This is a genomic window from uncultured Bifidobacterium sp., from assembly GCF_959020155.1.
Lineage (GTDB): Bacteria > Actinomycetota > Actinomycetes > Actinomycetales > Bifidobacteriaceae > Bifidobacterium.
The window spans coordinates 1-12,485 of sequence record NZ_CAUERC010000036.1 but is presented as its reverse complement, the minus strand read 5'-3'; the positions used below and the strand labels follow the sequence as shown (position 1 = coordinate 12,485).

Here is a 12,485-nt window from a genome sequence, read left to right as displayed (position 1 = left end):
TCTCGAAGTAGACGAGCTTGGTGTTCTCCTGGATGGCGTCCTCGAACTCCTGCGGATTCTCGGCGGAGACGAAGGTGGTGGTGATGCCGTCACGCGGCAGGGTGTGACGCAGCAGGTTGAAGGTGCCACCGTAGATGTTCTTGGCGGCGACGATGTGATCGCCGGACTGGGTGATGTTGCGCACCGCGTATTCCACGGCGGCTGCACCGGAGGCGACGGCAAGGCCTGCGGTACCACCTTCAAGAGCGGCGATACGGTCTTCGAACACGCCCTGGGTAGAGTTGGTCAGACGGCCGTAGATGTTGCCCGGGTCGGCAAGGCCGAATCGGGCCTCAGCGTGATCGAAGTTGTGGAAGACGTAGGAGGTGGTCTGGTAGATCGGCACGGCGCGGGAATCGGTGGCCGGGTCGGCCTGCTCCTGGCCCACATGCAGCTGCAGGGTTTCAAAACGGTACTTCTTGTTGTTCTCGGCCATGGTATTCTCCTTGGTTGTGCTAGGTCGCGAGGATTTTTCCTTGCCACCCGCCTGCCGTGTTCGGGCGGTTGGCGAGGTGTTGGTTATGAAGTTACGACGCTTGGGCCGCACGGCGCAAGCTGAACGTTATCGGACTTGCCTATAAGGGCTTATAAAGCCTTGGGATCATTGACGTGAGCGACTGTCAGAAGTCACGAAAAAGTCGTTGAAATTATCGCGACACGCCGGGCCGCACGCATGCGCTTTCAAGGTCGACTGCGGTCACGGTGATATCGCTGCCATGCCTTTCGCGCATGGCTCAAGTGTCCGTGATGATTGCTTGTTCCACCCGTCACCAAGACGGTTTGCCCGCTCGGTGATGACGTCTGTTTCATTTTCTGCCGCCCGGTTACATGGTTTACATGACGAACGACTACAGTCAAACATCGCCAATGAATTATTCCGCCAACATGGTGAAGGGATTCGAACAGACATGACCGATGTAACACTGTATGACCGTGATCCGAACTATATTCCGCGCGTGGCCGCCGTGCACGACATGTGCGGCTACGGCAAGTGCTCGCTGACCGCCGCGATTCCGATTCTCTCGGCCGCCGGCTGCGATGTGTGCCCGGTGCCGACCGCCCTGTTCTCGGCGCACACGCGCTATGCAGTGTTCACGTTCCATGACACCACGGATATTCTCTCCGGTTACTTGGATGCCTGGCAGAAGGAAGACGTGGAGCTGGATGGCGTGTATTCAGGCTTCCTCGGCTCCCCCGATCAGGTGGCAATTATTCAGCGTCTCTACCGCGAATATCCGAACGCGCTGCGTCTGGTTGACCCGGTGATGGGAGACGCCGGCGAAATGTACCCCACGTACACACCGGAGCTGTGCGAGGCAATGGGCGCGCTGGCCGATGGTGCCGACGTATTGATGCCGAACCTCACCGAAGCAAGCATTCTCACCAAGCGTGACTATCCTGGCCAGGATATTGATGAGGCCACGGTTAACGAGCTGCTTGGTGCTCTGCTGGAGTTGGGTGCCAAGAACGTGGTGCTGAAGGGCATCGACCATGGCGATGGCAAAATCGTCAACTATGTGGCCAGCGCTTCCACTGGTGTTGCCGGCAAGATCGAGCTGGCTCATGAGAAGTTGCCATACATGATTCATGGCACGGGTGACGCCTTCGCCTCTGCCCTGTGCGGCGCGGTGATGGCCGGCCGCGGCCTGGCCGAGTCGGCCGAAATCGCCGGTGAGTTCGTGCGCCACGCCATGGTCAGCACCCGTAACCAGCCGCATTTCGAGGATCGTGGCGTCAGTTTCGAACTGAACCTTGGCGAACTCACCGATTTGGTGAAGTGACCGCACCTTGGCTCCCCTCTCCGCTCACTGGGTCTGACGTATTCAGCGAACAATCCGATGGGTTGTTTTTCGTCACAGGGAAGTCGACTGGTGAGCCTTGGTAAACCTTCTGAACTAATGGTGGATAACCGGGTTTTCATCCACACGTCATCCACAACACGCCAAACCGCGTCATAGTATCCACATTTGCCGGTTGCGCTTGTGCTCTTACATAAGTAACCCGCACAGTGGAATCATGAACGCTTTACCACCTACCCAGCCGACGACGAAGTCCGGCATCGACGCCGGTCTTGCCTTTCACCAGCCCATGCTGGCTTCACCTGATCCGCAGGCAATGCTGCCTTCGGAACGGATTGCGGCCACGATGGGCGACCGCAATCTGACGCCCAAACAGTTCGGCGCGCTCGGCGAGCAGTATGCCGCCGCGTGGCTGGAGGAACACGGTTGGACGACCTTGAGCCGCAATTGGCATACCCGTTACGGCGAATTGGACATCGTGATGCTCAATCCCGAGTACACGGTGGTGTTCGTCGAAGTGAAATCACGCCGGTCCATGCATTACGGATATCCGCAAGAGGCCATTACGCCGGCGAAACAGCACAATCTCAGGAAAGCCGCCTGCGATTGGCTACTTGACCGGCGTAATCGTGTGCCGCATTCGGCGGTCCGTTTCGATGTCGTCACCATCGTGCTTCGGGTGGGCAGGCCGCTCGTGCATCACATTGAAAATGCCTTCTGAAGCCCCCCAAAAACAGCCACGTTGCGAAACACATTGTGAAAGGAGTAGACATGGCTATCGGCAGCACCCTCTCAGTCGGACTGATCGGCCTTAAGGCCTTCATCGTCCAAGTGCAGGCTTTCATCAGCCCTGGCTTGCCATACTTCAGCATCATCGGATTGCCGGATGCATCGTTGTCCGAAGCCCGCGAGCGCGTGAAATCGGCGTGTCAAGCCACTGGATTCGGTTGGCCGCAAACCCGTGTGACCGTGAACATGAGCCCTGCGGCCATGCCCAAACGCGGTTCGTCGCATGATCTGGCCATCGCGGCCAGCGTCCTATGTGCGGCGGGTGCCATAGGGCATGATTGCCTAGAAGATACCATTGTGCTCGGCGAAGTGAATCTTGACGGCTCGGTGCTGCCGATTCATGGGCTGCTCCCGATCATGCTGCATGCCGAGGAACGTGGCGTGCGCAAAATGATTGTTCCCCATCGCAATCTTGACGAGGCTTCGATGGTGGGTGGACTGGATGTAGTGGGCGTGAGGCATGTGGGTGAGCTCATCGAACTGATGGGCGGCGATGCCACCTATACGATTCCCGATACACCGGTTACCGACGAGACCACCACGGATCAATCGCCCACAAGTCATCCCAACGATTGTGGCGATATGAACGAGGTTCTGGGTCAGGAGCATGCCAAATGGGCGCTGCAAGTGGCGGCGGCAGGCGGGCATAATCTCATCATGACCGGCCCGCCAGGCAGCGGCAAAACCATGCTGGCCTCACGTATGCCCGGCATCATGTGTCCGTTGAACGAGGCGGAACAACTGGAAGTGGCATCGATTCGATCGCTGTGCGGCATACTGCCTCAGTACGGCATCACCGACATGCCGCCGTTCGAGGCACCGCACCACACCGCCAGCACGGCGGCCTTGGTGGGTGGTGGCAGCGGCATCGCCGTTCCCGGCGCAATCACGCGCGCGCATCGAGGCATTCTGTTTCTGGACGAGGCACCGGAATTCAGCGCACGCGCCCTGCAGACGCTGCGCGAACCATTGGAATCCGGGTATGTGGCGCTTTCCCGTTCAAAAGGCAGCACCTATTACCCGGCCTCATTCCAACTCATCATGGCGGCCAACCCCTGTCCGTGCGGATACTATTACGGCACCGGCGAACGTTGCGCTTGCCGGGAAAAAGACCGTATACGTTATTTCTCGCGATTGTCCGGACCGATATTGGATCGTGTGGATATTCAGATGGCGGTGCCACCAGTCTCGCGCATTGCCGTGCAAAGCGAGCCAATCGGCGAGTCCAGTGCCGGGATACAAGCTCGTGTGATTCGTGCCCGTCAAGTGGCCAAGGACCGGTTCAGACAGTATGGATGGGTGTGCAACGCGCAAGCTTCGGGCAAATGGCTGCACGCCAATACATCGCTGAAAGCGATGGAATTGGTCAATCGGGCCCTGTCCAATCATCAACTCACATTGCGCGGGGCTGATCGCGCCATGCGTCTGTCTTGGACGCTCGCCGATCTGGCCGGCCGCGTATCCCCCACCGAGCAGGACGTCCATCAGGGCATCGAAATGAGAACGAGGATGACATGAGTAACGCTACTGATATCCGGCAATCTGGCGGCACCGCAGGCAGTGTGGATCACACCGATACGAGTCTCGCTGTTTCGCGCACCATTCCCGTACCTCCTACGGATACGTTGTATCGTGCCGCGCTCACGTTCTGTCTTGATGGCGCGGATGTGATGATGTACGCCGCGCTCAAAGGCGCGGAAAACGCCGAATCCCTCTGGCATGCGTTGGCGCAATCCCACCCAAGCCAGCCATCTGAAATCTGTGGCCCGGCGCTGTCACGTATTGACCGCATGTTCGTGGACGGCCTCACTCGATGGGGCCGCAAGGCGTCGGCGAACGCGATGCGCTCCTTCCGCAATGCACTGGCCGGCTGGCATAACCGCATGATGGACCTGCCCTCGCAAGACATCATCCAACTGGCCGACTGGTTCACTATGGATGGCACGCAATGGATTATCGGCCCTGGCCATCCATGTTGGCCCTCGCAGTTGGCCGACCTGTCCATTCGCTCCGATTGGGCGCCACCGCTGTGTTTGTGGATCAAAGGCGATCCACGCGCATTGACCAGTTGCGCCAAACCGGTCGGCATCGTCGGTTCACGGGACGTGACCGAATATGGCCGGTATGTGGCACACACCGTAGCCGAACAGGCAGCCGTTGCCGGGCATCTGGTCGTGTCCGGAGGCGCGATGGGCACGGATGCGGCGGCACATTGGGGAGCGTTGAATGCGCTGCACGGCAGAATGCCCGCCAATGTGGGCAGAACCGTTGCCGTATTCGCCGGCGGGCTCAACCATATCGGACCGATGCGTAACCGCACGCTGTTCGAACGTATCGAGGCGCAAGGCGGTGCACTGATCAGCGAACTGTGCCCCGGGACGATTCCCGAAGCCCGTCGTTTTCTGCTTCGCAACCGCATTATCGCGGCCATGTCTTCCACATTGATCGTGACGCAAGCCCGGTTGCGTTCCGGAGCGCTCAACACCGCGGGATGGGCATGCGAATTGCTGCGCGAAGTGTATGCGGTTCCCGGTGACATCAATCAGCCTTGCAACGCCGGGTGCAATAAGATGATCGGCGACCACCGAGCGATGATTCTGTGTGCCGCCACATCCACCGAGGATATATGCCATGAACGGCACAAACCCGTTATGGCAGTATGCCCGGGCATATCGAAATCCACAGGTCAGGACTCGTCCGAAAACGAGGAGGCCATGGAAGTGCCGGCAACGACTCCGTTATCGCCAGCATCCTCGGAATCATCGGCGTCACAGGAGTCGTCACAAGATTCAGGTCATTCGAAACGTTCGAAGACCAAGCATACTCAGCCTACGCGCACTCAATCCAAGGATGGGCCGGCGAGCGCAACCGCCGATTCCGGTAACGACAAAAGCAAGGGTGAAGAGCTGCCCTCGTCGCATCAGATGCCGGATCTTCGTGTCAAGCCGAAGCCCGATCCCGAGAAGGAAGCCCAACAACGTATCATTATCGCCAAGCTGCCGGAAATGGAACGCACATTAGTGGCATTGATTCGTGAATGCCGTAAACGACATCTCATCGTCACCCCGGACGCACTATTGCGCGTGGCGCGAGAGACGGTACCCGACGAGATTCCCAATATCGGCACCATACTTGAGCTACTCGGCGCATTGGAGCTGAAGGGAGTGATCGAGCGGGATGCCGGGATGCTCAAGCTGAGCAGCCGTGTCGGCTAATCGGCTTCCATGACACGGCTCGAAGGCTGTTCGGCGGGTGTGCGAGAATCGAACCCATGAGTCCGAAACGTTTGGAAGATATGTATGATGCGGTGATCGTCGGCGCCGGAGCGGCCGGCCTGTCGGCGGCGTTGGGACTGCTGCGCTCCCCCGAGATCACCGAGCTCAAGGAACAAGGCGTGGACCCGAAGATCCTCGTGGTCTCCAAACTGCAGCCGCTGCGTTCGCACACCGGTTCAGCCGAGGGCGGCATCGCCGCGAGCCTGGGCAATGTGGAGTCCGATGATTGGCACTGGCATTACTACGACACCATCAAGGGCGGCGACTGGCTGGTGGACCAGGATGCGGCCAAACTGCTCGCCGAATACGCGCCGCAGACCGTGATCAACCTGGAGCGTCAGGGCGTGGCCTTCTCCCGTACCGAGGACGGGCATATCGCCCAGCGCCGGTTCGGCGGCCACACGCGCGAGTTCGGCGGCGCCCCGGTCAAGCGCGCCGCCTATGCGGCCGACCGCATCGGCCACCAGATTCTGCACGCCTTGTGGCAGCAGTGCGTGGCCGCCGGCGTCGAGTTCGCCGAGGAATGGTATGTGACCGACCTGGTGCTCGCCGACGACGGCAAGCAGGCGGCCGGCATCGTGGCCTTTGACACGCATTCGGGCAAGATTCAGGCCATCCACGCGCGCAACGTGCTGCTTGCCACCGGTGGCGCGGGCCGACTGTTCCACACCACGTCAAATTCCTGGGATCTGACCGGCGACGGCATGGCCTTGACCTTGGCCGCCGGTCTGCAGCTGGAGGACATCGAATTTGTGCAGTTCCACCCCACCGGGCTCGCGCACACCGGCATCCTGCTGTCCGAGGCGGCCCGCGCCGAGGGCGGCATTCTGAGGAACGCCGACGGTGAGCCGTTTATGGAACGCTACGCTCCGGAGCATAAGGATCTGGCCGCACGAGACGTGGTCTCCCGCTCCATCATGGCGGAGATCGACGCCGGTCGCGGCGTCGCCGACCCGAAGGACCCGGATGGTCCGAAGGACTGCGTCTGGCTGGATATGACCGGCATCGACCCCGAACGTATGAAGGAAGTGCTGCCGCAGGTGGTCGAAACCATCGAGCAGTACGCGAACCTCGATCCGGCCAAGGACCTAGTACCCATCAAGCCCACTGCACACTACACGATGGGCGGCATCCCCATCACCACCGACGGCGAGGTGTACCGTTGGGCCGACGGTGCCGTGCAGGTAGTCGATGGACTGTTCGCCGCTGGCGAATGCTCTTGTGTCTCCGTACATGGTGCGAATCGTCTGGGCGGCAATTCTCTGCTCGACGCCTGCCTGTTCGGCACACGCGCTGGTCAGACGATGGCCGCACGCATCGCCGAGAACCCGGTTGACTCCCCCATGGCCGATGATTCGGCCGATGACATGCTGACCGATGCCGCCGATCAGGCTGCCGATTCTCGCAAAGCGGAGCTTGACGAACTGCTCGCCGGGCCAATAGATGATTCAGACGATGGAGTGCCCACCGCCAATCCTTATCAGCTCATGGCCCAACTCGGATCAGTGATGGAGCAGGCTCTGGCCGTACGTTGCACCGCTCAGACCATCGATACGGCGTTGACCCAGATCAACGGTGACATCACACCGGTTGCCGATACCTTGCGGGCCCATGACAAGACCGCCGCTTTCAATCAGGAGGTCACCGCCATCTGGGAAGTCCGTCATCTGATCGAACTGGCCGAGGTCATGCTGCACGCTTCCGAATCCCGTCAGGAATCTCGCGGATCCATGCAACGCCTTGATTTCCCCGAACGCGACGATGAGCATTTCCTTGCTCACTCGATGGTCGCCGATGATGGTTCGGTAAGTTTCAAGCCGGTGCACATCACCGACTATCCGCCCAAGAAGCGCGAGTACTGATCCGCTGGTGGTAATACCCAAGCCGCCTAGGGCTTGTGGCACAATAGGTTGGCTAATATTGGACTTGACATCCCACTGTTTCATGGAGGCAGAACATGGCTGAGGCGAGCAACACGACGGTTACCCTGCAAGTGCATCGTTTCACGCCGCGACCCGAGCGTGCCGAACGTGCACGCGGTGGCAGCCCGTTTGCCAAGAAAGGCTCCCCGTTCGGCGGCGGCTCGGATTCGGCGGCGCGCCGTCGTCCGCGCGGCAAGCAGTGGGTGCAGGAGTACACGATTCCCGCGCGCCCTTCGGATACTGTGTTGGATTGTCTGCTGACCATCAAACGCACCGTCGACCCGACGCTGGCCTTCCGTTATTCGTGCGGTCATGGCATGTGCGGTTCGGACGCCGTGGCCATCAACGGCACCCCCACCCTGCTGTGCACAGCCACCATCCGCGATTGGGCCAAGCAACCCGGCGCCATGCCCGAAGTCGATGACGAAGGGTTCCGACACACCGGCACCGAGGCTGAGGAATCCGACGATTCCGCGGAAAACGTCGCAAACGCGGCGGCCGCCCAGAACTCAGCCGCAAACGGTTCGCTGGGAGTCATCGAACTGGCGTCCCTGCCCGGCTTCCCGCCGCAGCGCGACCTCATCGCCGACATCGACCCTATGCTCAACCAGATCAGGAAGCTCACCCCGTATCTTCAGGCGGACGGCGTGCTCGCCACCACCGCCGAAGGCAAGGTGGACGTGTTCGAATACCTGCAGAACCCCGAACAACTCGCCAAATACGAGCTGCTGAGCAACTGCATCGCCTGCGGCGTGTGCGAAGGCGCCTGCCCGGTGTACGCCGGCGGCGACGCCTTCATCGGCCCGGCCGCGCTGATTTGGGCCTCCCGTTTCGTCAACGATTCGCGCGACACCAAGGCCATGGAGCGTATGGATGCCATCGACACCGCCGACGGCGTGGCCGCCTGCCAGTCCGTGCGCGCCTGCTCCCGCCACTGCCCGCGCGGCATCGATGTGGGCGAGGAGATGTGGCAGATCGTGGCTAAGGTCCGCGAGCGCTAAGCCGCGCCGCGGCTGGCTGCGGCGATCGCCTAAGCACATGCGTCGATGCATCCGCCGGGTGCCCGCACGAGAGAAGACATGAAAGAACGAATTATGGACAGAACGCAGTACACCAACCTCGCCAAGGCATGGGAATTCACCGAGGAACACGCGCGCGAACGTGAATCCGATGCGTTGACCGACACCCGTACGGCCGCCGACGAGTCCGGCCAGTTGCAGGGTTCGGCGGCGCAGGCCCGTCTGCTGGGCATGCTGGTGCGCATCACCGGCGCCGCTTCGGTGATTGCCGTGGGCACCGGCTCGCTGGTGGAGACCTTGCAGCTCGCCCATGCACTGGATAACAAGGGCCTGCTGACTGCGGTCGATTCCACCGCCCAGGGCATCGCGCTGATTCGCAAGGCGTTCGCCGAGCTGCAGGACGAGACCGACACCACGTTGCGTGCGGTGAACGCCCCGGCCAGCGTGTTTCTGCCGCGCCTCAACGCCAATGATTACGATCTGATCGTGGTGGCGGGCGACGCCGAGAACTATGCCGCCACGTTCGCCCAGGCCTCCCGTCTGCTGCGCGTGCACGGCGTGATCGTGTTCACCGATGTGCTGGCGTTGGAGGACGGTCAGGGCGGCGTGATCAATCCGGCCGACCGCAGCGACAAGGCCATCGCCATGCGTGAGCTGCTCACCACCGTCGAAGATGACGAAGGTTTCGAGTCCACGCTCACCCCTGACGGCACCGGCCTGCTCATCGCCTACAAAAAGTAACTCTGTCCTTGGCTCCCCTCGGAGAGGGGAGCCACTCTATCTCGCTTACCTCACAATTGCGCTGACGGCCACGTCCACGGCTTCGTCGGCGTCATCGGTTACGGTGACCAGTTTCGGGTCGATCGTCGAGATCATGCCATGCTCGGCCACCGGACCGTTGAGCCAGTCAAAGAGCCCCTGCCAGTATTCCTTGCCGTAGAGCACCACCGGAATATTCGCCACCTTGTGGGTCTGGACCAAGGTCAATAATTCGAACATCTCATCCAGTGTGCCGAAGCCGCCCGGGCATACGATCACGCCGGAGGAATACTTGATGAACATGGTTTTCCGCACAAAGAAGTACCGGAAGCTCATGCCGAGGTTCACCCACTGGTTCAACCCCTGCTCGTGCGGCAATTCGATGCCAAGTCCCACCGATTTGCCGCCGGCCAGTGCCGCTCCCCTATTCGCGGCTTCCATGATGCCGGGACCACCGCCGGTGATGACGGCGATGTTGCGCTTGGCTATCTGGCTACCCATGCGCCGTGCTGCCTTGTAGATCGATTCGGTGCGCTGGGTGCGTGCGGAGCCGAAAATAGAGACCGCAGGTCCGAGCTCGGCGAGCGCCCCGAAACCGTCCACGAATTCCGATTGGATGCGCAGCACACGCCATGGGTCCATGTGCAGCCAGTCGGTGTCCTGATCGGGTTTCAGCAGGTTGGCGGTGGTGTTGTCCGAGGGAATCATCTGGCCGCGTAGAATCACCGGGCCGCGATGATAGGTATCGCCCAGCGGCGAGGCATCCTCCAGATCGACCGGGTTCACCGGTGTGGCCGCAGCCTCAGTTGCCGTCTCAGCCTCCAACGCCGCCGCATCATTCGCGGCTGTGGCTTCCAATGGTTCCATATCGTCCACGACTGCGGACTTGGATGCGGCCTCGGCTAGATTCTTTGCTTCAGCGGCCTTTTTGCCGTCGTTCTTCTTGGATTTCTTCTGCTTCTTTGCCATCCAATGTCCTCCTGTACGGCGCTATCGACTCTTCGCATTCTAGCGCCTGAAGCTCTGCGTACGTTTTCCGCGAAATCATCCTTGACTTCGTGAAGAACGTACGGTGAGTGACACTGAGCGTACGTTTTCCGCGAAATAAGGCCTCATCTCGTGAAGAACGTACACTGAGCGCGTCTCAGCGTACGGTTTTCACGAAACAAGGCCAACAATGGAGTAGGGACCGTCTAAGCCATCAGTGGCGGAAGTCGATTTCCACACTGGCGGTGCCGTCGGCGAGGGTGCCGGGGTGTTCCGTGGGCGTGGTGGGCTCTGTGGTGTGGCTTGGCTGCCCGATGCCATCACCATCAATCGATTCGTCATCCTCCGCATCAGCCGCTGCTGCGGCTGCGGTCTTCTCGAATCGCTTGGACTGACGGCTCAGCAGCACACCGGAAATCGCGGCGGCGATCAGGGAGGCCACCAGCACGCCGAAGCGCGCCTCAGCGGAAAGTTCCGCGTTCTTGTACGCCAGCGAAGCGATGAGGAAGGACACAGTGAAGCCAATGCCGCAGGCGACGGCAGCGGGAATCATGTCGCGCACACGCAGCCCCTTGGCCATCTTGAGCCCGCCCACATGCGTGGACAGCCATGCGGTGGTGATGATACCCAGAGGTTTGCCGACCACCAAAGCCACAATCAGTGCGATGACCAGCGGCGAGGCCAACAATAGCGGGCTCATCGACTCGAAGTGTACGCCGGTGGCGAACAAGGCGAAGATGGGCAGGGCCAGCAGTGCGGAGAATGGCTGGAGCTTGTTGGCATAGCGTTCGGCACGCGGCGAGAGTTCGCCGTGCATTTCACGAGAGGGGGTCAGCAGGCCAACCAGCACGCCGGCCAGTGTGGGGTGCACGCCTGCCTCGAACATCATGATCCAAGCGAGGATACCGACGATGCCAACCGCGATCCACGGCACTTTTTTCAGTCGTACGAGGTATGCCCAGATGGCGGCGCATACGGCGATGCCGATGAACCAATACCAGGCGTTAATCGAGGAGAAGAATACGGCGATCAGAATAATGGCCAGCAGGTCGTCGACGGTGGCAAGCGTCATCAGGAACGCGCGGATCGAACCGGGCAGGGCCTTGGCGAACAGGGCGAGCACGGCCAGCGAGAACGCGATATCCGTGGCGGTGGGCACTGCCCAGCCGTGCGACATCTCCGAGAACGGGATGCTGCTGCCGGTGGTGGTCAGAATCAGCGTGCCGGGTTCACCAGGCCCGATCTGAGAGAACAATGCCGTGACGGCCAGGAACAGGATGGGCGGGGCGATCATGCCGCCCACCGCGCACAGCATCGGCACGGCGGCCGCTTTCGGATTGGCAAGCGAGCCGGTGGTGAGTTCCTGCTTCAGTTCGAGGCCCACGGTCAGGAAGAAGATGGTAAGCAGACCATCCTGGGCCCAGTGGCCAATAGGCAGGTCGAGATTGGTGTAGGGGATGAACAGATGCGTTTCCGCTACGGTCTCGAACGCATGCGCGGTGGCGGGCAGATTCGCGAGCACCAGGCCGGTGAGCGCGAAGCCAAGCATGATGAGTCCGGAAATACGGTCTGAGGCGGCGATTCGCCTGATGGTGGACCAAAGTCCCTTCTTCGCGCCGGCGGTCGTGGCCATCGCGTCTCCTTGCTGCACTCTCTTGGATGAACCGTATGTAATAGTACGGAATATCTCAGGACGTTCCGCTCCGGGCTGAGTCGCGAAGGGCAACCTTAGCCCAACCCTGTGTGGCCGACTCAACCGACTCAAACGGGCCAATACAATTGGAAAAGCCTCGGAAGCATTTCGCTTTCGAGGCTTACTGTGCGCCAGACAGGATTCGAACCTGCGACCTGCTGATCCGTAGTCAGCTGCTCTAATCCGCTGGGCTACTGGCGCAT

The 12,485-nt window shown here is 60.7% G+C and carries 9 protein-coding genes, 1 tRNA gene and 1 pseudogene; 7 read left to right on the top strand and 4 right to left on the bottom strand.

Annotation, left to right across the window (positions count from 1 at the left end):
- The coding region (locus tag Q5H31_RS07500) for a PLP-dependent transferase (protein ID WP_302457638.1) at nucleotides 1-475 on the bottom strand (475 nt) is incomplete at its 3' end.
- Nucleotides 476-947: 472 nt separating this feature from the next.
- On the opposite strand from Q5H31_RS07500, the gene Q5H31_RS07495 reads away from it, so the two are divergent.
- The 7 genes from Q5H31_RS07495 (at nucleotide 948) to Q5H31_RS07465 (ending at nucleotide 9,584) form a co-directional block, all read left to right on the top strand.
- A complete protein-coding gene (locus Q5H31_RS07495; RefSeq protein ID WP_007053428.1) occupies nucleotides 948-1,820 on the top strand; it encodes a pyridoxamine kinase in 873 nt (290 codons plus the stop codon).
- A 235-nt stretch (nucleotides 1,821-2,055) separates the two neighbouring features.
- The gene (locus Q5H31_RS07490; protein ID WP_007053429.1) at nucleotides 2,056-2,559 is read left to right on the top strand and encodes a YraN family protein; all 504 of its coding nucleotides are present in this window, start codon (nucleotides 2,056-2,058) and stop codon (nucleotides 2,557-2,559) included.
- A 50-nt stretch (nucleotides 2,560-2,609) separates the two neighbouring features.
- Complete coding sequence (locus Q5H31_RS07485; protein ID WP_021975720.1) at nucleotides 2,610-4,145, top strand: YifB family Mg chelatase-like AAA ATPase; 1,536 nt, start codon at nucleotides 2,610-2,612, stop codon at nucleotides 4,143-4,145.
- Complete coding sequence (locus tag Q5H31_RS07480) at nucleotides 4,142-5,842, top strand: DNA-processing protein DprA (RefSeq protein WP_302457637.1); 1,701 nt, start codon at nucleotides 4,142-4,144, stop codon at nucleotides 5,840-5,842. Before Q5H31_RS07485 ends, Q5H31_RS07480 begins: the two co-directional genes overlap by 4 nt.
- Before the next feature lie 56 nt (nucleotides 5,843-5,898).
- Complete coding sequence (locus Q5H31_RS07475) at nucleotides 5,899-7,764, top strand: FAD-dependent oxidoreductase (protein ID WP_007053431.1); 1,866 nt, start codon at nucleotides 5,899-5,901, stop codon at nucleotides 7,762-7,764.
- A 95-nt stretch (nucleotides 7,765-7,859) separates the two neighbouring features.
- Nucleotides 7,860-8,825: a succinate dehydrogenase/fumarate reductase iron-sulfur subunit gene (locus tag Q5H31_RS07470; RefSeq protein ID WP_007052064.1), complete on the top strand. Its 966-nt coding sequence runs from the start codon at nucleotides 7,860-7,862 to the stop codon at nucleotides 8,823-8,825.
- Between the two features lie 93 nt (nucleotides 8,826-8,918).
- Nucleotides 8,919-9,584 (top strand): O-methyltransferase, encoded by a 666-nt coding sequence (locus Q5H31_RS07465; protein WP_007052063.1) that lies wholly within the window; start codon nucleotides 8,919-8,921, stop codon nucleotides 9,582-9,584.
- A gap of 45 nt (nucleotides 9,585-9,629) precedes the next feature.
- Here the strand turns inward: Q5H31_RS07465 and Q5H31_RS07460 are convergent, their stop codons facing one another.
- From Q5H31_RS07460 to Q5H31_RS07450, 3 genes and pseudogenes are all read right to left on the bottom strand, one after another.
- Nucleotides 9,630-10,571 (bottom strand): TIGR00730 family Rossman fold protein, encoded by a 942-nt coding sequence (locus Q5H31_RS07460; protein WP_007052062.1) that lies wholly within the window; start codon nucleotides 10,569-10,571, stop codon nucleotides 9,630-9,632.
- A gap of 394 nt (nucleotides 10,572-10,965) precedes the next feature.
- Nucleotides 10,966-12,222: pseudogene (locus Q5H31_RS07455) on the bottom strand (Na+/H+ antiporter NhaA); the annotation flags it as partial.
- Between the two features lie 187 nt (nucleotides 12,223-12,409).
- Nucleotides 12,410-12,483: transfer RNA gene (locus Q5H31_RS07450), tRNA-Arg, on the bottom strand.
- Nucleotides 12,484-12,485 lie beyond the last annotated feature (2 nt).

Coding starts and splice junctions, on each gene's coding strand:
- Q5H31_RS07485 (WP_021975720.1), top strand. CDS start 2,610: ATGGCTATCGGCAGCACCCTCTCAGTCGGACTGATCGGCCTTAAGGCC.
- Q5H31_RS07475 (WP_007053431.1), top strand. CDS start 5,899: ATGAGTCCGAAACGTTTGGAAGATATGTATGATGCGGTGATCGTCGGC.
- Q5H31_RS07470 (WP_007052064.1), top strand. CDS start 7,860: ATGGCTGAGGCGAGCAACACGACGGTTACCCTGCAAGTGCATCGTTTC.
- Q5H31_RS07495 (WP_007053428.1), top strand. CDS start 948: ATGACCGATGTAACACTGTATGACCGTGATCCGAACTATATTCCGCGC.
- Q5H31_RS07480 (WP_302457637.1), top strand. CDS start 4,142: ATGAGTAACGCTACTGATATCCGGCAATCTGGCGGCACCGCAGGCAGT.
- Q5H31_RS07465 (WP_007052063.1), top strand. CDS start 8,919: ATGGACAGAACGCAGTACACCAACCTCGCCAAGGCATGGGAATTCACC.
- Q5H31_RS07490 (WP_007053429.1), top strand. CDS start 2,056: ATGAACGCTTTACCACCTACCCAGCCGACGACGAAGTCCGGCATCGAC.
- Q5H31_RS07460 (WP_007052062.1), bottom strand. CDS start 10,571: ATGGCAAAGAAGCAGAAGAAATCCAAGAAGAACGACGGCAAAAAGGCC.